General features: G+C 57.5%; 19 protein-coding genes and 1 pseudogene. 5 read left to right on the top strand and 15 right to left on the bottom strand.

The genetic code is table 11. The annotated features are described in order from the left end of the window. Positions 1 to 5 precede the first annotated feature (5 nt). From galE to ACZ1HN_RS03450, 5 genes and pseudogenes are all read left to right on the top strand, one after another. Entirely contained in the window at positions 6 to 989 is a 984-nt protein-coding gene (galE, locus tag ACZ1HN_RS03470) for a UDP-glucose 4-epimerase GalE (protein WP_472726501.1), read from the top strand. Further along, the gene (locus tag ACZ1HN_RS03465) at positions 949 to 2148 is read left to right on the top strand and encodes a glycosyltransferase (protein ID WP_472726500.1); all 1200 of its coding nucleotides are present in this window, start codon (positions 949 to 951) and stop codon (positions 2146 to 2148) included. Before galE ends, ACZ1HN_RS03465 begins: the two co-directional genes overlap by 41 nt. Before the next feature lie 47 nt (positions 2149 to 2195). After that, the gene (locus ACZ1HN_RS03460; protein ID WP_299746452.1) at positions 2196 to 3206 is read left to right on the top strand and encodes a glycosyltransferase family 2 protein; all 1011 of its coding nucleotides are present in this window, start codon (positions 2196 to 2198) and stop codon (positions 3204 to 3206) included. Continuing rightward, positions 3203 to 4898 (top strand): annotated as a pseudogene (locus ACZ1HN_RS03455) (DUF5927 domain-containing protein). Before ACZ1HN_RS03460 ends, ACZ1HN_RS03455 begins: the two are co-directional and overlap by 4 nt. Positions 4899 to 4904: 6 nt before the next feature. Then, on the top strand, positions 4905 to 6332 hold the full coding sequence (locus ACZ1HN_RS03450) for a sulfotransferase family 2 domain-containing protein (RefSeq protein ID WP_472726499.1): 1428 nt from the start codon (positions 4905 to 4907) through the stop codon (positions 6330 to 6332). On the opposite strand, the gene ACZ1HN_RS03445 is transcribed toward ACZ1HN_RS03450, so the two are convergent. The 15 genes from ACZ1HN_RS03445 to paaA form a co-directional block, all read right to left on the bottom strand. Beyond that, positions 6329 to 6793 carry a PTS sugar transporter subunit IIA gene (locus tag ACZ1HN_RS03445; RefSeq protein WP_299600658.1) on the bottom strand — a complete coding sequence of 155 codons (465 nt, stop codon included), beginning with the start codon at positions 6791 to 6793 and terminating at the stop codon, positions 6329 to 6331. The two genes, ACZ1HN_RS03450 and ACZ1HN_RS03445, sit on opposite strands and share 4 nt — an antisense overlap. A 36-nt stretch (positions 6794 to 6829) precedes the next feature. Continuing rightward, complete coding sequence (gene hpf / locus ACZ1HN_RS03440; protein ID WP_472726498.1) at positions 6830 to 7393, bottom strand: ribosome hibernation-promoting factor, HPF/YfiA family; 564 nt, start codon at positions 7391 to 7393, stop codon at positions 6830 to 6832. A 230-nt stretch (positions 7394 to 7623) separates the two neighbouring features. Further along, entirely contained in the window at positions 7624 to 8382 is a 759-nt protein-coding gene (lptB, locus tag ACZ1HN_RS03435) for an LPS export ABC transporter ATP-binding protein (protein ID WP_299203130.1), read from the bottom strand. Then, positions 8382 to 8864 carry a lipopolysaccharide transport periplasmic protein LptA gene (gene lptA, locus ACZ1HN_RS03430; protein ID WP_472729271.1) on the bottom strand — a complete coding sequence of 161 codons (483 nt, stop codon included), beginning with the start codon at positions 8862 to 8864 and terminating at the stop codon, positions 8382 to 8384. The genes lptB and lptA overlap by 1 nt, the downstream gene beginning before the upstream one ends. Before the next feature lie 13 nt (positions 8865 to 8877). After that, on the bottom strand, positions 8878 to 9474 hold the full coding sequence (locus ACZ1HN_RS03425; protein WP_472726497.1) for a hypothetical protein: 597 nt from the start codon (positions 9472 to 9474) through the stop codon (positions 8878 to 8880). A gap of 10 nt (positions 9475 to 9484) precedes the next feature. Further along, complete coding sequence (locus ACZ1HN_RS03420) at positions 9485 to 10453, bottom strand: KpsF/GutQ family sugar-phosphate isomerase (RefSeq protein WP_472726496.1); 969 nt, start codon at positions 10451 to 10453, stop codon at positions 9485 to 9487. Then, on the bottom strand, positions 10450 to 11064 hold the full coding sequence (locus ACZ1HN_RS03415; RefSeq protein ID WP_472726495.1) for a ribonuclease D: 615 nt from the start codon (positions 11062 to 11064) through the stop codon (positions 10450 to 10452). Before ACZ1HN_RS03415 ends, ACZ1HN_RS03420 begins: the two co-directional genes overlap by 4 nt. A 42-nt stretch (positions 11065 to 11106) precedes the next feature. Next, positions 11107 to 11853: a PaaX family transcriptional regulator C-terminal domain-containing protein gene (locus ACZ1HN_RS03410; protein ID WP_472726494.1), complete on the bottom strand. Its 747-nt coding sequence runs from the start codon at positions 11851 to 11853 to the stop codon at positions 11107 to 11109. Continuing rightward, positions 11843 to 13858 (bottom strand): phenylacetic acid degradation bifunctional protein PaaZ, encoded by a 2016-nt coding sequence (gene paaZ, locus ACZ1HN_RS03405; protein ID WP_472726493.1) that lies wholly within the window; start codon positions 13856 to 13858, stop codon positions 11843 to 11845. The genes ACZ1HN_RS03410 and paaZ overlap by 11 nt, the downstream gene beginning before the upstream one ends. 9 nt (positions 13859 to 13867) lie before the next feature. Next, positions 13868 to 14932 (bottom strand): 2Fe-2S iron-sulfur cluster-binding protein, encoded by a 1065-nt coding sequence (locus ACZ1HN_RS03400; RefSeq protein ID WP_472726492.1) that lies wholly within the window; start codon positions 14930 to 14932, stop codon positions 13868 to 13870. After that, on the bottom strand, positions 14929 to 15396 hold the full coding sequence (gene paaD / locus ACZ1HN_RS03395; RefSeq protein WP_472726491.1) for a 1,2-phenylacetyl-CoA epoxidase subunit PaaD: 468 nt from the start codon (positions 15394 to 15396) through the stop codon (positions 14929 to 14931). The genes ACZ1HN_RS03400 and paaD overlap by 4 nt, the downstream gene beginning before the upstream one ends. Further along, positions 15390 to 16088, bottom strand: a complete 699-nt coding sequence (paaC, locus tag ACZ1HN_RS03390; protein ID WP_472729270.1) for a 1,2-phenylacetyl-CoA epoxidase subunit PaaC — start codon at positions 16086 to 16088, stop codon at positions 15390 to 15392. The genes paaD and paaC overlap by 7 nt, the downstream gene beginning before the upstream one ends. A 20-nt stretch (positions 16089 to 16108) precedes the next feature. Continuing rightward, entirely contained in the window at positions 16109 to 16393 is a 285-nt protein-coding gene (paaB, locus tag ACZ1HN_RS03385; protein ID WP_472726490.1) for a 1,2-phenylacetyl-CoA epoxidase subunit PaaB, read from the bottom strand. A 4-nt stretch (positions 16394 to 16397) separates the two neighbouring features. Further along, positions 16398 to 16862 (bottom strand): DUF3291 domain-containing protein, encoded by a 465-nt coding sequence (locus tag ACZ1HN_RS03380; protein ID WP_472726489.1) that lies wholly within the window; start codon positions 16860 to 16862, stop codon positions 16398 to 16400. Next, positions 16859 to 17836: a 1,2-phenylacetyl-CoA epoxidase subunit PaaA gene (paaA, locus tag ACZ1HN_RS03375; protein ID WP_472726488.1), complete on the bottom strand. Its 978-nt coding sequence runs from the start codon at positions 17834 to 17836 to the stop codon at positions 16859 to 16861. Before paaA ends, ACZ1HN_RS03380 begins: the two co-directional genes overlap by 4 nt.

The following is a 17836-nucleotide window of genomic DNA, read 5'->3' as shown; positions in this document are numbered from 1 at the left end:
TTGACGTGAAACATGTTCTTGTGACGGGGGGCGCGGGATACATCGGTTCCCACGCCTGCAAAGCGTTACGCGCTGCTGGATACGTACCCGTCACTTTTGACAATCTGGAAACGGGCTGGCGTGACGCCGTCAAGTTTGGCCCGTTTGTTCAGGGCGACCTGTTGGATCGCGCCGCGCTTGATGCGGCTTTTGCAAAATACGAACCAGTTGCGGTCATGCATTTTGCAGCCCTCAGTCAAGTCGGCGAAAGCATGCAAAATCCGGGCCGATATTGGCGCAACAATGTCTTGGGATCCCTGACGTTGATTGAGGCGGCAGTGGCTGCCGGATGCCTTGATTTTGTGTTCTCTTCCACATGCGCCACCTATGGCGATCAAGACAACGTTGTCCTTGATGAAGACAGCGCACAACATCCCATCAACGCCTACGGCGCATCCAAGCGCGCGATCGAAGATATCCTGCGCGACTTCGAGGCTGCCCATGGCCTGCGGCACGTAATATTCCGCTATTTCAACGTGGCGGGTGCTGATCCAGAGGCCGAGGTGGGTGAATTTCATCAGCCCGAAACGCATCTTGTTCCTTTGATGCTGGATGCCATCGCTGGAAAACGTGATGCGCTGACGGTGCATGGCACCGACTATGACACACCTGACGGCACCTGCATCCGCGATTATGTCCATGTCTGCGATCTGGTGGATGCCCATGTGTTGGGCCTGAACTGGTTGGAAAATGGCAAAGATAGCCGCGTGTTCAACCTTGGAACGGGAAGCGGGTTTTCCGTTCGGGAGGTGATTGACCATTCCCGGGCCGTAACAAATCAGGCAGTACCCTATGTGGACGGAGAACGCCGTCCGGGTGACTGTACCAAGCTGGTATCAGGCTCTACACGAGCGGAAGCCGAACTGGGGTGGACCCCAACCCGGTCTACGCTGGAAACGATGATCACCGATGCCTGGAGATGGCACCAAACTGGCCACTACGACACATAACAGGCCAAACGCGCGCCTTCTGGACCTGACCCGCCTGATGCGTCGGGCGGGACGTGTGCTGACCGGGGTAGATCGCGTCGAACTGGCCTATCTGCGCGCACTGCAAGATGCACCCGAACCCCTGTATGGTCTGATCAGATCAAGGCTGGGTTACATCCTGCTTGATCCGAACGGCATTGCGTCCGTCACACACATTTTATCTGGTCCCGATGGCACGCCACCTGATCAGCAGAACAAGGTTGCATGGAGGTTGGCTCGCCGTAACGCAATCGGGCGCGTACCGCCGTTCGGTCTACCGAGGATGCTGAGAAGACACCTACCTGTCGGCACATCGTATCTGAATACCGGGCATTCCAACCTGACCGAACGGGTTTTGCGCACTCTGAAAGCTGCCGGTATTCCCATCGCGATTTTTGTACATGACGTCATTCCGATTGAGTTTCCACAATATCAGCGCGAAGGGACCGTCGGGCCTTTTACCGCAATGATCGCCCGGGTCGGAACATACGCGGATACAGTGATCTACAATTCCGCGGACACTAAACGGCGAACTGAAGCGTTGTTTCCAGGTCGTGTTCCGGCCCCAATTGTTGCTCATCTCGGGACGGATTTTGTGGCCGCTCGGTTCGACGAGTTGCCGGATGGTCTGCCTCCAGCCCCGCCATATTTTGTAGTCATCGGAACAATCGAGCCACGCAAAAATCACGCGTTTCTGCTGGATCTGTGGGATGCAATGGGTGCTGACGCTCCGACACTCGTGATTGCCGGCAGTCGCGGCTGGAAGAATGATGACGTGTTTGCGCGGCTTGGCGCGTTGCCTCCAGATGGAAGCATACGGGAGGCGAGTAGCCTAAGTGACGGTGCCCTTGCTGCTCTAGTGGATGGGTCGGCGGGTGTTCTGCTGCCGACCCATGCCGAAGGGTTTGGCATGCCAGCGGTTGAAGCGGCTTTGCGCGGTGTCCCCGTTGTTGTGAACACACTTGAAGTCTTTGGGGAACTGCTGGGTGACATTCCCATTTACGCAAGCGTTTCAGATCGTTATCTGTGGATCAGTACAATCAATACTCTGGCCGACGCTGGGCCGCGCACGCCAAAACACCCGCAGTTTGAACCACCCAGTTGGGATGTGCATTTCAAGACTGTGTTAAGGTTGACCTGATAGGCGCGAGTGAGACCGAAACGTCGGCTGGCAAAGGACGGGGCAATTTGGGCGCTTGGCAGTCATATCGGCTGAGACTTCAGCGTAAACGATGGCGCATCCGGGCATTCCGGAAGCGTCGGGAGTTGTCTCGCGTTGCCAACCGTACCGCACAGATTCGTCCGACCGATCTGCTGTGTTTTTCGACCCTTAGAAACGAAGCGGTCCGCCTCCCGTATTTTCTGGACTACTACCGCGAGATGGGGATCAACCATTTCCTGATCGTGGACAATGACAGCACGGACGGGTCTCTGGACTATCTTGTTCAGCAACCGGACGTATCGGTCTGGTCAACAAACGCAAGCTACAAGCGATCGCGCTTTGGCGTTGATTGGTTGAACTGGCTGCAGATGAAATACGGTCACGACCATTGGACATTGGTGGTCGATCCGGACGAATTCCTGGTCTATCCGTTCTGCGATACGCGGCCCTTGCGTGCTTTGACGGATTGGCTTGATGCCTCGTCGATCAAATCATTTTCAGCCATGTTGTTGGACATGTACCCCAAGGGGCGGCTGGATGAACAACCCTACACGGCCGGTCAGAACCCGATGGATATCGCCAGTTGGTTCGACAGCGGAAACTACATGATCACCAAAAACAAGAAGCTTGGGAATCTGTGGATACAGGGTGGACCTCGCGCGCGCGTCTTTTTTCCGGAAGAACCAGAACGCGCACCGGCGCTGAACAAGATACCCTTGGTGAAATGGGATCGGCGCTATGCTTATGCCAGCTCAACCCACATGCTTTTGCCGCGTGGTCTGAACCAGGTTTATGATGAATGGGGCGGTGAAAAGGCCTCGGGCGTTTTGTTGCATGCCAAGTTTCTTGATACGTTCACGGCCAAAGCATCAGAAGAGCTTGACCGGAAGCAGCACTACGCGGCGTCGGTCGAGTACAAGGCCTATGCCGCCACGCTGCGCGACGATCCGGACCTCTGGTGCAAATGGTCTGAGAAGTACATCAACTGGCGTCAGCTAGAGATTCTGGGGCTAATGTCCAAGGGGAACTGGGCGTGACCGTCGGTATCGTCATGCTCGTGCACACTGCACTTGATCGCGCGGAACAGGCGGCGCGCTTCTGGGCGATGGGTGGATGTCCGGTTGTGATCCATGTCGATGTGAATGTGCCGAAAAAAATATGTCGCATTTGCCAAGGCCCTGTCCGACGTTCCGACCATCAAATTCTCAAAGCGCTTCCGATGTGAATGGGGCACATGGAGCATTGTCGCTGCCAGTCAGGCAGCGTCTGAGCTCATGTTGAATGAATTTGCGGATGTGCGGCATGTCTACCTCGCTTCGGGTTCATGCTTGCCTCTGCGCCCGGTTGAGGAATTGGTGGACTACCTCGCCGCTCGTCCGCGCACGGACTTTATTGAAAGTGCGACGACCGCGGATGTACCTTGGACCGTCGGCGGCCTTGATCATGAGAGGTTTACGTTGCGCTTCCCGTTCTCCTGGAAACGTCAGCGGATTCTGTTCGACAAATACGTTGAGCTTCAGCGCAGGCTTGGACTGAAGCGCAAGATACCGGCTGGCCTGGTTCCGCACATGGGCAGCCAATGGTGGTGCCTGACACGGCAAACGCTGTCAGCGATCCTTCAAGGTCCGGATCGCAAGGAATATGACGCCTACTTCAAGCAGGTGTGGATACCTGACGAAAGCTACTATCAAACGCTTGCCCGTCAGTACGCCATTGAAATTGAGAGCAGGTCACTGACGCTGTCAAAGTTCGACTTTCAGGGCAAGCCCCACATCTTTTATGACGATCATCTGCAACTCCTGCGGCGGTCTGATTGTTTTGTCGCCCGCAAGATCTGGCCCCATGCCAACCGACTGTACGACGCATTCCTGACGGACCCTGCCGGTGCGATGAAGCGCACGGAACCCAACCCCGGCAAAATCGACCGCATCTTTGCCAAAGCGGTCGAGCGAAGAACGCGCGGGCGGCCCGGTTTGTATATGCAAAGCCGGTTCCCGAACGAAGATTGGGAAAACGGTGTGACCGCTGCTCCGTACTCGGTTTTCCAAGGCTTTACCGAGATATTCGAGAATTTCGAACCTTGGCTGGCCAAAGCAACGGGCGCGCGCGTCCACGGGCATCTCTTTCACCCTGACCGGGCCGAATTTGCAGAAGGTCAGGCCACACTGAACGGTGCGCTTAACAACAGTGCGAAAACACGTGATTACAATCCGAACTCGTTTCTGGCGAACCTGATATGGAACACGCGGGGCGAGCGGCAATGCTTCCAGTTTGGCCCCGGTGACAACCAAGATATCAATTGGCGTGTGGCCAAAGACCCGAACGCCCAGATCTCTGTCATCTCGGGTGCATGGTCTGTACCCCTGTTCCGCTCGAACATGAACTTCATGGACATTCGAAAGGAAGCAGCACGCCTGCAAAAGATCGAAAGTGATCACCTGAACGTGCTGCGATCACCATACGCCAAGGCGCGTATTCGCGTGTGGACAATGGCGGAATTCGTTGAGGCGCCGATGGAACCACTTCAGGGCATTCTGGATGAAATTGGTTTGACCCATACCCGCCGCCTGTCCGAAGTGCCGAAGCTTGCAAATCTCACGGGCTTTGGTCAATTCTTGCAAAATCTCAAAAACCAAGGGATGCACCCGTACCTGATGGGCGATTTTCCTGTTGCGCTGGGCCCAAAGCCTGCCCCGGACCCAGCGCGCAAACCCTACTTGGTGCGCTGATCTGATATGGCCAAATTCGACTACTTTGTCGTGTTCGCGGAGATGCGCACAGGTTCGAACTTTTTGGAAACCAATCTGAATGCTTTCGACGGGTTGTCGTGTCATGGTGAGGCGTTCAATCCGTTCTTCATTGGGTATCCGAACACCGACAAGGTTCTCGGTGTCACTCAGGAAATGCGGGACGCAGACCCTAAAATACTGCTGCGCGAGATTAAGAAAACAGCAGACCTGAGTGGCTTTCGGTATTTCCACGATCATGATCCCCGCATCTTTGACAAGGTCGTAGATGATCCTAAATGCGCCAAGATCGTGCTGACCCGGAATCCTGTCGACAGCTATGTGTCATGGAAGATTGCACAAGCAACGGGTCAGTGGAAGCTGACCGACGTGAAGGCGCGCAAGGATGGAAAGGCAACCTTTGTTGCCGATGAATTTGCCTCACATCTCAGCGCTTTGCAGGACTTCCAGGTGACGTTGCTGAATCGGTTGCAGTCTTCTGGGCAAACCGCATTTTATTTGGCTTACGAGGATCTACAGAGCCTTTCGGTCATGAACGGCCTGGCAAAATGGCTTGGTGTCGACGGCCAGCTGGACTCATTGGACAAAAGCCTGAAGGTGCAAAATCCCAGCGCCCTGTCAGACAAGGTAAGCAATTTCGGTCAAATGGCCGAGGCCTTATCGGGTGTGGACCAGTTCAATCTAACCCGAACACCCAACTTCGAACCGCGGCGCGGGGCAGCCGTGCCGACCTACTTTGCCAGTCAATCGCAACCGCTTCTGTATGTGCCAATCCGGGGTTGGCCGAATGACCCAGCGCTACGTTGGCTGCAGGCGCTCGACAAGGCCAAGGGGGTCAAACCGGAATCGAAGCTGTCCCAGAACGGTTTGCGCGACTGGATGCGGGCCAATCCCGGACACCGCAGCTTCTCAGTACTGCGCCACCCCCTTGACCGCGCACATGCCGTGTTCTGCCATCGTATTTTGAACACAGGCCAAGGCGGATATGGCGGCATTCGCACCACTTTGGGCAAGCGGTACAAACTGACGTTGCCCGAGGATCCTGCGGATCCGTCCTACGACAAGGCGGCCCACCGGGATGCCTTTGCGGCTTTCCTTCGGTTTCTCAAGTCGAACTTGAACGGTCAAACTGCTGTACGTGTAGATCCGGATTGGGCCAGCCAATCGAAGACGATCGAAGGGTTCGCAGAGTTTGCGTTGCCGCATCGTCTGATGCGGGCTGAAACACTGGCACATGAACTGGCGGAACTTGGCGCTTCCGTCGGACTGGCAGAAGCTCCTGCACTCAATGGCCACATCAACGATATGCCTCACACGCTGACTGATATCTATGATACGGAAATCGAGGATTTGGCGCGTGCAGCTTACACGCGCGACTACCTGATGTTCGGTTTCAAGGATTGGGTGCCGGTTTAAGCGGCTTGCGCGGGTTTCGCTTCGTTCAGAATTGCAAACAGTGTGCTCGCGTCTGGGTTGGCGCGCAATTTGTTGCAGATTGCGGCGTCGCGAAGGGTTCGCGACACCAGGGCCAATGCCTTGAGGTGTTCCACACCGGCCTCTTCAGGCGCAAACAGGGCAAAGGCAATGTCGACCGGCTGGCGGTCGACCGCGTCGAAATCTATGGGTTTGTCGAGCAGAACAAAGGCACCCATCACGTCCGAAATGCCATCCAGACGTGCGTGTGGCAGTGCGACACCATGGCCCACGCCGGTTGGCCCCAGCGCTTCACGCGCAATAAGAGACTCAACAACGAGCGCTGCATTCAGGTCATAGGCTGACTGCACAAGATCACCGATCTCGTGAAAAAGCCGTTTCTTGGACGAGGCGGAGGTAACAACCTTGACCGCCTCGGGTTTCAGAAGAGTCCCAAAGTTCATTCTGCTCTCTCGTCGGTGCGCCGAAGCACCGATCCCTTACGGGTCGATCCAACCTATGTTCCCGTCTTCGCGACGGTAGACCACGTTCAGCCCGTCTTTTCCTTCGTTTCGGAACACCAACACTGGGGCGCCCGCCAATTCCATTTGCATGACCGCTTCACCAACCGACAGCGATGGAATCTTGGTTTCCATCTCGGCCACGATCATGGGTTGCAGCGTCTCGGGTTCCGAGTCGCCCGCTCCTTCGTCAGACGCGAGGATATAAGAGGCCGCGCCAGAGAGTTCAACAGGCTGCGCGCGTTCCTTGTGATGGTCCTTGAGACGGCGTTTGTACCGCCTCAATTGCTTCTCCATTTTTTCGGAACATCCGTCAAAAGCTGCATATATTTCAGTGGCATGGGCCTTAGCCTGAGCGGTCAGACCGGTGGACAGGTGTACCGTCGCTTCACATACGAATTCATGTGCAGACTTGGAAAACACCACTTGGGCATTTGTCGGGCGTTCGGCATATTTCTGTACAACCGCGCCCAAATCGTCCCGCACATGGGTTTGCAGCGCTTCGCCGATATCGATCTGTTTGCCACTGATTTGATACTGCATTCTTGCTCCTTCTGATGTGTCCGCAATGCATGTTCCGTGCCGCCAAGATGCTGGCGGCGTTATGTTTTTAGAATTGCAGAAAAGGCACGTCGTGACCGTGATCTATGTCAAAACCCTTAGGCGGGGTGACAGTGTTGCAGATCTTGGTCAGCGTAAAAGCCATACTGTCATTGCACGCCAAAAGTGCACTCGGAGTCAATGAAAAGCGGACATGGCAAGCGCGCCGTTGCTCAGCCGATACGGAAGTTTTCGCCAAGATAGACACGGCGCACATTTTCATTCTGCACCACGTCTTGCGGTGTACCTGACATGAGCACCTGCCCGTCATGCAGGATATAGGCACGGTCCACGATTTCGAGGGTTTCACGCACATTGTGATCCGTAATCAGGACGCCAATGCCCCGCTTCTTCAAATCCGCAACAAGATGCCGGATATCTCCGACAGAGATCGGATCGACCCCGGCAAATGGTTCGTCGAGCAGCAGATATTTCGGATTTGCAGCCAGCGACCGCGCAATCTCGACCCGACGCCGTTCCCCACCTGACAGGGCCAACGCGGGGGCACGGCGCATGTGTTCAATGGAAAATTCGCTCAACAACTCTTCGAGCCGCTCACGCCGCTTGTGTCGATCGGGCTCAACGATATCGAGGATGGCAAGGATATTGTCCTGCACGCTCAGCCCCCGGAAGATGCTCATCTCTTGCGGCAGGTATCCAATACCCATTTGCGCGCGGCGATACATCGGCAAGCTGGTTACGTCCGTTCCATCCAGCGTGACGGTGCCGCCTTCCGGCGTCACCAACCCAGCCACGGCATAGAAGGTTGTTGTCTTGCCAGAGCCATTGGGCCCCAGTAACGCAACAACCTCACCCCGATTCAACTCCATCGAAAAATCGCGAATGACCAGTTTCTTGCGATACGACTTGCGCAGGTGCGATATGCGCAGACCGGACGACCCGCCCGCCACTTTCAGATTGGGTCTGGCCATCAGTTGTTGCCAGTCTGCAGAATTGTTTTCACACTGCCTTGCATCCGTGCGGTGCCGTCATCCAGGTTCACAGTCATGCGATCGGATGAGATGGCGCTTTGCCCCTGGGCCAGCAAGACGTCGCCGGTCATGACGATCAATCCCGTATCGATACTGTAGTCGGCGCGCTGCGACTCGGCTGCGTCTGGGCCGGATACCAAGGTTACGCCGCCCGTCGCCTCCATCCGTTCGATACCCGCCTGATCCTCGCGATAGATCACCAGCACGCGGGGGGCCGACAGCCGCATCTCACCCTGACCGATCACCACATTGCCGGTAAAGATGGCGGCGCCGGTGGCCTGATCCACATTCAACTCGTCTGCACTTACCTCTACCGGGGCTGACGTATCCTGCCTTATGGCGCCGAATGCGACCTGCGTTCCCTGGGCGTAGAGCGGTGTAATCAGGCCGATCGTGATCAGGCAGGCTATAACACGCAAAATAGTCACGGATTTATCACTCTTCCAATTCTTCAGGGCGGTATACCAACTTTACGCCCTTTGTGAAAATCAAATGGGCGTTTTCGCCATCGTCCGTTTTTTCGAGCGTCATTTGGCCCGCTTCAAGGGTCCCCGACAGGCCAGTGCCAGCGACTGGGCCAGGTGACCTAACTGTCATATTCTCGAAATCGGTTAAAAGTTCGTCTGAATTCAGTTTGTAACCGGTCGATGTTGTGATCACGACGTTCCCCGCCAGCGACGATGCGCCATAGGCAAGGTCAAACTCGCCCGTGTCGGAAAACAGGACAACACGCGTTCCCGAAGACAGGTCGATATGCGCCGCCAGGTCGGTTGCCGCGTTGTTCTGGTCGTTGGCAGTCGCCATTGTACCAGCCGATACAGATATGCGGTCACCGCTCGAAGATGTGCCGGAATAGAACGGAGCAGTCACTTGCTGCCCGCGCAAACGCTCTTGGATTTCGGTGTCCGCGAAGGGGACAGAGGCAACAGGGTCAATGTTCCGCGACAGTAGGAACAGCGTGGACAGCAACCCAAGCGCTGTCAGGGGCAACAACACCTTGAGCCAAGCGACGAGTTTTGAATAGCCGTCCATGCCATGTCCCTTAACCCAATCCCACGCGCAAACAGTCGTGGATATGCAGAATCCCCTGCGGCTTGCCTGGGGTCTTCGCGTCCTCGGCAAACACGCATGTGATCTTGCGCGCATTCATCACTGCCACCGCCTCTTCAGCGAGTGCGGCAACGTCAATCGTTGTGGGGGAGGTGGTCATCACATCGGCTGCTGTCAAGGACAACAGCCCGTCCATGTGCCGCCGCAGGTCACCGTCAGTGATGATACCCGCTAGTGTTCCGTCATTTGCGGTTACGCCCACGACCCCGAGGCTTTTCTTGCTGATTTCAATCAGAGCATCTGCCATCGGAGTGTCTTTGCCGACCAATGGCATCGCGGCACCAGTATGCATTAGGTCGCTCACGCGGCTCAGCTTGGCCCCAAGCTTGCCGCCTGGGTGGAACTCGCGGAAATGCTCTTCCGTAAACTCCCGATGCTCCATCAATGCCACGGCAAGGGCATCACCCATTGCAAGGGTCAACGTGGTCGAGGTTGTTGGAACCACACCGGTGCCGCAGGCTTCGCCGAGATCGGGTAATTGCAGGACCGCGTCGCAGGCGCGACCCAAAGCGCTCTTGGGCGCTTTGGTAATTCCGATCAGCGGGATTTCGAAGCGGCGTGAAAAGGCGATCATGTTCGCCAGTTCCGGCGCTTCGCCCGAATTGGAAATGGCAAGCACCACGTCTGATCGCGTGACCATGCCAAGATCGCCATGGCTTGCTTCAGCCGGGTGCACGAATTGCGCTGGCGTGCCCGTGCTGGCAAGCGTCGCCGCAATTTTGCGCGCGATATGGCCAGATTTGCCGATCCCCGTGACAATGACTCGACCATTGGCATTCAAGAGCAGGTCAATCGCCGCGCGAAAGCTGCCATCGAGCCGGTCCGCCATGATGGTCAGTGCCTCGGCTTCGGTGCGGATGACGCGCTTGGCCGTGTCGATGAAGGGGGTCTTGCTGGTCATGAGTGCGCAAAAATGTCCGTGTCAGGCCAGCCCGCCAGATCCAGGCGTGCTCGCATAGGCAGGAAGTCGAAGCAGGCTTGCGCCATCTCCATCCGCCCTTCACGCACCAGCCGTTCATTCAGAACGTCGCGCAGCTTGTGTAGGTACAAAACATCAGATGCGGCGTATTCCAGTTGCGCATCGGTCAGCGTGTTTGCGCCCCAGTCACTGGACTGCTGCTGTTTCGATATGTCGATACCCAACATTTCCTGCAAAAGGTTCTTCAACCCATGCCGGTCCGTGTAAGTGCGGATCAGGCGGCTTGCGATCTTGGTGCAATAAACAGGGGCCGTGACAGCGCCAAAGGCATTGAGCATGGCGGCAATATCGAAGCGGCCAAAATGGAACAGTTTCAGCACCTTTGGGTCTTCCAATAGGCGGCACAGGTTTGGTGCCTCGGTCTGGCCCAGCTTGATCTGCACGATATGCGCGTTGCCATCACCGCCCGACAATTGCACGACGCACAGCCGGTCGCGGTGCGGGTTCAAGCCCATGGTTTCACAGTCGATGGCGACAACCGGCCCAAGATCCAGATCGTCAGGCAGGTCGGAAATATGCAGGTGGTTTGTCATGTGCCCGCTATAACGCGCGTTATCCCGATGGGGAAGCGTGGTTTAGGCGGCTTTGATTGCATCCAGGTCGGGCCTTGGGAAACGCATAAGCAGGTGTGATACCAGTGCGCGGCAGTCATGCCCACGCCAGTCCGATGAATGCGCCGCGCGTGGCAGGTCGGGATGCTTCAATGTCAGTCGCCGCCACGCATGTACGATCAAAACCCTGAGGACCGCCGTTTGCAAAGCGCTCAACTCGTCTTCAAGCTCTTCCTTGATGTCGGTTAGTACGGCGTGAAGCGATTTGTACGCATCGCGCATCGCTTCAGTCTCGATTTGCGCACCCAACCATGTCGGCAAGGATTGCGGCGCCAGTTGCATGGCATCTGCGGGAATTGCGGCTGACGGTCCGCAAAGAAACACGCGCGGTGCGACTTGCGCGAATTGGGTCGGGTCAAGCTCGACCGGAGCACCGGTCAGGATCAAGACAGCCTCGGCGTCCTGCGGTTGACCATAGATGCGCCCCCGGGCGGCATCACTGTCACTCTGCCCCTTCGGCGTCAGGCTGTGCAGGCTGGTCCGGCCCAGCTTCTCTGACCCGACCCACCCATCGCTTCGTAGTCTATGCAAGGCAACACGGGAGGCTTCCGGCTTGATCCCGATTTCGGCCATGATGGCCGACAAAGTGGGGCCTTCAAGCGGTCGATCCGGTGCCAGATCACCAAAAACGGTCACTAACAAGGACCAAACGCGCATGGGCCCCAGATCACTCAGGCTGCTTATGGCTTGGGAATAGGTGTCAGTAGGCATTCATCGTCAACAGTTCGTATTCGGCAACCGCCTCGTCATCTTGGTTGGTGAGGGTCACGTGCCAGCGCACCTCTCCATATTCGTCGTTGCGCGGTGTCTTGGCCTTGACCGTCAGTCGCACCTTGATGCTGTCGCCCGCTTCGACCGGTTTCATGAAGCGTAAGCTATCAAGCCCGGTATTGGCCAGGACCGGTCCCGGATCAGGCTGCACAAACAACCCGGCAGCAAAGCTGAGCAGCAGATAACCATGCGCCACCCGACCGGGGAAGAATGGATTCGCCTTGGCCGCGTCGTCGTCCATATGGGCATAGAACGTGTCGCCGGTGAAATGGGCGAAGGTCTCGATATCATCCAGCGTCACCTCGCGCGACAGGCTGTTGAAGGTGTCACCGAGTGCGAGTTCGCCAAAGGGCCGCGTGAAGGGATGTGGTTTGTCAGAGGTTTCGATTGCACCCGGCACCCAGCGCTGCCCGATTGCCGTCAGGATGTCAGGGCTGCCTTGGACCGCCGTCCGCTGCATGTAGTGTTTGACGGCGCGGATACCGCCCAGTTCTTCGCCGCCGCCAGCCCGTCCTGGACCGCCATGCACCATGTGCGGCAGCGGCGCGCCGTGTCCCGTTGCCTCTGACATGCTGTCACGGTTGTTGAAATAGAGCCGCCCGTGGAACGCAGCCGAGGCCATCGTGATCTCGCGCGCAACATCTCTGTCGTGAGTGATGACGGACGCCACCAGCGATCCCTTGCCTCGGTTCAACAACTCGGCTGCATGGGCAACATCTCGATACGGCATGACGGTCGACACGGGGCCAAAGGCTTCCACATCATGCACGGCCTGTGCCGCGTCGGGGTGTGCGCAGTGAAACAGCATGGGCGGCAGGAATGCGCCGCGACTGTCTGCCATTGCGAAGGCCTCGGGATCGCCGAACACATGTTCGGCCTCCGCCCCGATCTCGATCGCCTTCTCCAGCACGTCGATCTTCTGCGCGCTTGAGACAAGCGCACCCATCTTCGTGGCCTTATCCCGGGGGTCGCCGATGGTAACCTTGCCCAGCCGTTCAGCAATCGCGTCGATCACTGCCTGCACTTGCGCGCCCGGCACCATGATCCGGCGAATAGCGGTGCATTTCTGCCCCGCCTTCGCCGTCATCTCGCGCTGCACTTCCTTTATGAACAGATCGAATTCAGGCGTCCCCGGACCCGCATCCGGGCCAAGGATCGACGCATTCAAACTGTCCTGTTCAGCCGTGAACCGGACCGCGTTGCTCAAAAGGTTGGCGTTACTGCGTAGTACGCGCGCCGTATCGGCGGACCCGGTAAATGTCACCACATCCTGACAATCCAGATGATCCAGGAGACCGCCAATGCCGCCCGAAACCAGCTGCAATGCACCCTCGGGCAGCAGGCCACTGTCCATCATCAAACGCACACACGCCTCGGTCACATAGGACGTTGCCGTAGCGGGCTTCACAATGGCGGGCACACCCGCCAACAGAGTCGGCGCGACCTTTTCAAGCATCCCCCAAACGGGGAAGTTGAACGCATTGATGTGCAGCGCAACGCCCTGCAACGGAGTGCAGATATGCTGCCCATGAAACTGGCCCGACCGTCCCAACTGCTCTGGCGTGCCATCCAGATACACTTGCGTATCCGGCATCTCGCGCCGCCCCTTAGAAGCAAAGACCAGCATCGTGCCAATGCCACCATCCACGTCGATCAGGTGATCGGCCTGCGTGGCACCCGTGTCAAAGCTCAGATCATACAGCACCTGACGATGTTCGCGCAGATGCAGGGCCAGTGCCTTGAGTATCCGTGCACGGTCATGAAAGGTCATCGCGCGCAGCGCCGGGCCGCCTATGTCTCGCGCATAGGCGCGCATGCCCTGCACGTCCAAACCGTCGTTCCCGGCCTCGGCAATCACGTCCCCCGTGATGGCGCTGGCAATTGACCGGGCGCCGGACCCGGGCGGCACCCATGCACCGGCGGCGAAAGAATGAACCTGGCGCATGATGCCCCCCTAGTGTTGATCGTAGTCGATGCTCAGCGTGTCGCTGATGGGATAGCACTGGCAGGTCAGGACAAAACCTGCCTCGACCTCGTAATCCTCAAGCGCGTGATTGGTCAGCATCTCGTATTCGCCCTCGGTCACCTTGGCCTTGCAGGTCGAACAGACGCCTGCCCTACAGGCGAACGGCGCGTCCAGTGAATTTGCCAAAACAGTCTCTAACACGGACGAATCCTTGGGCATTTCCATGTGATAGGAGGTTCCGTCCAGCGTGATCTTCAAGTGGGTGTCAGCCGCACCCTCTGCCCGTGCGCTCAACGCTTGTTTTGCCAAGCGCCCCTGCTGCCCGGCGCCAAACAATTCAAACTTGATCTGGTCCTTGGACAACCCGTGCGCCTCAAGCGCCTCGGAAATCGCCAACATCATCGGTTCGGGCCCGCAGATGAACGCGGTATCGACGCCATCCACATTGATCCAGGATTTGAACAGTGCTGCGCATTTCTCCTGATCCACACGGCCGGAAAACAGATCGATGTCCTGCCCGGTTTCCAGCACATGAATCAGGGTGAAGCGACCCATGTAGCGGTTCTTGAGGTCCTCCAGCTGTTCGCGGAACATGATCGTGTGTACGGCCCGGTTGGCATAGATCAGGGTGAAGGTGCTGTCAGGTTCGCGGGCAAGTACGGTTTTCAGGATCGACAGAACGGGTGTAATTCCAGATCCACCGGCAAAGCCAAGATAAGATTTGCCTCTGTTAGGCTCTATTTCTGTGTGAAAGTTGCCCATGGGCGACATTGCATGCAGCGTATCGCCGACCTGCAGTTCCGTGTTGGCGTAGGTGGAAAAAGCGCCACCATCCACGCGCTTGACACCCACCTGCAGATGGCCCTCGTCCAGCCCTGCACAGATCGAATAATTGCGGCGCAGCTCGGTCCCGTCAAAGTCGTGTTTGAAGGTCAGGTACTGACCCGGAATGAACCGGAAAACCTCCGGGTCCTTTGGTTCGAGTGTCAACACCACCGCATCGCGGATCGTGTGGTGAATATCGGTCACGGTCAGGGGGTGAAACTGGTTCATATGCATTTGAAGTAGTCAAAGGGTTCCAGGCAGTCCGTGCAGCGCCATTGCGCTTTGCAAGGGGTCGACCCGAACTGGCTGATCTTTTCCACATGTGTGGATTGGCAGTGCGGGCATCTTTCGGGCCCACCTGCCGGTTGCGGCGGTGCAATACCATAGTTCTCCAGCTTGGCCTTGCCCGCATCGCTCATCCAGTCGGTGGTCCAAGGCGGTGCAATCTGCCTTTTTAGAGACAGTTTTTCGATCCCGTTGGCGCGCAGTGCAGCCTCAATCTCGATATTGATGATGCTGGTCGCTGGACAACCGGAATAGGTCGGCGTCACGGTCACTTCCAGCGTATCACCCTGCCATTGCACAACGCGTATGATCCCCAAATCGACAAGGGAGATGACAGGGATTTCCGGGTCCGGCACGTCGGCCAGCCATGTCCAGACATCCTGTACCGAGGGGCGGGTCGTTACCATGTCGCATCCGGGTAACTGCGGGGCAGCACTTGCATGGTGGCCAGCATATGCCCCAGATGTTCGGTATGTCGCGCGCCCGTTTTGCCACCGAGATGGGCGAAGTCGCTTTCGGGTCTGGTCAACGTCGCCTCGGCGAGCATATCCCCCACATACGCATCAAAGGCAGAGCGTAGCGCCGCCATATCGATCAGGTCGTCATCATCGGTGGTGAACATTTCGCCCACGTAAGGCCAAAGCCGATCAAGGGCCGATTGCATCCGCGCATGGCTTTCTTCGGTTCCGTCACCCAGAGCGATGATCATGTCGCCGGACCTTTCGCGATGGTATGTGACCTCTTTCACCGACTTCTGCGCAATCGCGCTGATCTCGGCATCTTCATGTTCTGCCAGCACGGTCAGCGCTTCCAAATGCCAGCTATCAAATAGAAATTGCCGCATCATCGTCACGCCGAAATCCCGGTTTGGCTGTTCGACCAACAGCAGGTTGCGGAAGTCCCATGCGTCGCGGTGATAAGCGAGCGTGTCGGCGGTGCGCCCCTGACCCTCACGCTCGGCGGCCAGGCCGAGCCAAAGTTGCGTCTGTCCGATCAGGTCCAATGCCGTGTTGGCCAGTGCAATGTCTTCTTCAAGCGCGGGGGCATGACCACACCATTCCGACACCCGCTGTCCCAGAACCAACGTGTTGTCGCCCATGCGGATCAGGCCGGGAACGCTCACATCGCCCCCACATCGTCTGGAATGTCAAAGAAGGTCGGGTGGCGATACACCTTGTCATCCGCCGGGTCGTAGAGCGAGCCCTTGTCGTCCGGGGACGAGGCGGTGATATCCACCGCGGGCACAACCCAAATACTCACGCCTTCCTTGCGGCGGGTATAGACGTCGCGCGCATTCTGGATCGCGTGTTCGGCATCAGTGGCATGAAGTGAGCCGACATGGCGGTGTGACAGCCCATGCTGCCCGCGGATAAAGACTTCCCAAAGGGGCCATTCCTGTTTCATCGCGTCACCCCGCTGCCATGGCACACCGGCGCCATGCTGATGAATCAACCGCATCCCAGCCAAAGGCTTGTTCGGTCGAGCCGTGTACGACCAGGTGACGCAGCTGTTCCATCGCTTCGGTCAGCGTTGGGATGTCCCCATCGGGCACGTGCCACATCACGAAATGCGGTGTTTTCATCGGCACAAACCAGTTCGTGCCCTTTTCATAGAAACGCGCGTGCAGCGTGTTGAACACATAGTGCCCAAGGCTGGGCACATCGTCCCAGACGGACAGATTGGCAATCATCTCGGGATCACCCGGTACTGAGATGTCGGTGGCGTTACCGCTGCCTGACTGCATCCGCCAGACAAAGCCGGGGCTGCGTTCCGCCATCGCGTTCATGCGGTCCAGATTGTCCATGAACTCCGCCATGCGCGGATCTTCTGTTGGATAGCGAGCATACCCCACATTGAGTTGAGCCAGTTTCATTCCGCCGCCACCTTCGCTGCCTGCTTCTTGGCCGCATGTGCCAACCGCGCCTCGCGCACCCAAGCGCCGTCATCCCACGCCTTCTGGCGCGCTTCGATCCGTTCGACCGAACAGGGGCCGTTGCCCTTCAGCACGTCAAAGAACTCGGACCAATCCGGTTCGGCAAAATCATAGCCGCCCTTCTCTTCGTTCCAGGCCAGCGTCTCATCCGGGACCGTCAGCCCCAGATACTCTGCCTGCGGCACCGTCTGATCCACAAATTTCTGACGCAGTTCGTCGTTGGAATTCATCTTGATCTTCCACGCCATCGACTGCTCGGAATGCACGGATTCCTTATCCGATGGCCCAAACATCATCAGCGACGGGTACCAGAACCGGTTCAATGCATCCTGCGCCATGCGCTTCTGCGCATCGGTCCCGTTCGCCATCTTCATCATGATGTCAAAGCCTTGGCGCTGATGGAACGATTCCTCCTTGCAGATACGCACCATCGACCGGGCGTAAGGGCCGTAGGATGTCCGCTGCAGTGGCACCTGATTCATGATCGCAGCACCATCAACCAGCCAGCCCACAGCCCCCATATCCGCCCATGTCAGGGTCGGGTACGAGAAGATGGAGGAGTACTTCATCCGCCCATCCAACAGCATTTCGGTCAACTCATCGCGGCTCACACCCAGCGTCTCGGCCGCGCAGTACAGGTACAGGCCGTGCCCCGCCTCATCCTGCACCTTGGCCAGCAAGATCGCCTTGCGCTCCAGCGTGGGTGCGCGGGTGATCCAGTTGCCCTCGGGCAGCTGACCAACAATCTCGGAATGCGCGTGCTGCCCGATCTGACGGATCAGCGTCTTACGATAACCCGCAGGCATCCAGTCCTTTGGCTCGATCTTATCGCCCGCATCTATGCGCGCCTGAAAGGTGGTCAGCTTTTCGGGATCGTCCTGCGTCGCTTCGGATTTGATCATCTGTGCATACAT

The sequence above is a fragment of the Tateyamaria sp. GN1-10 genome, from assembly GCF_055693845.1.
This window is presented reverse-complemented; position numbering and strand designations above follow the sequence as displayed.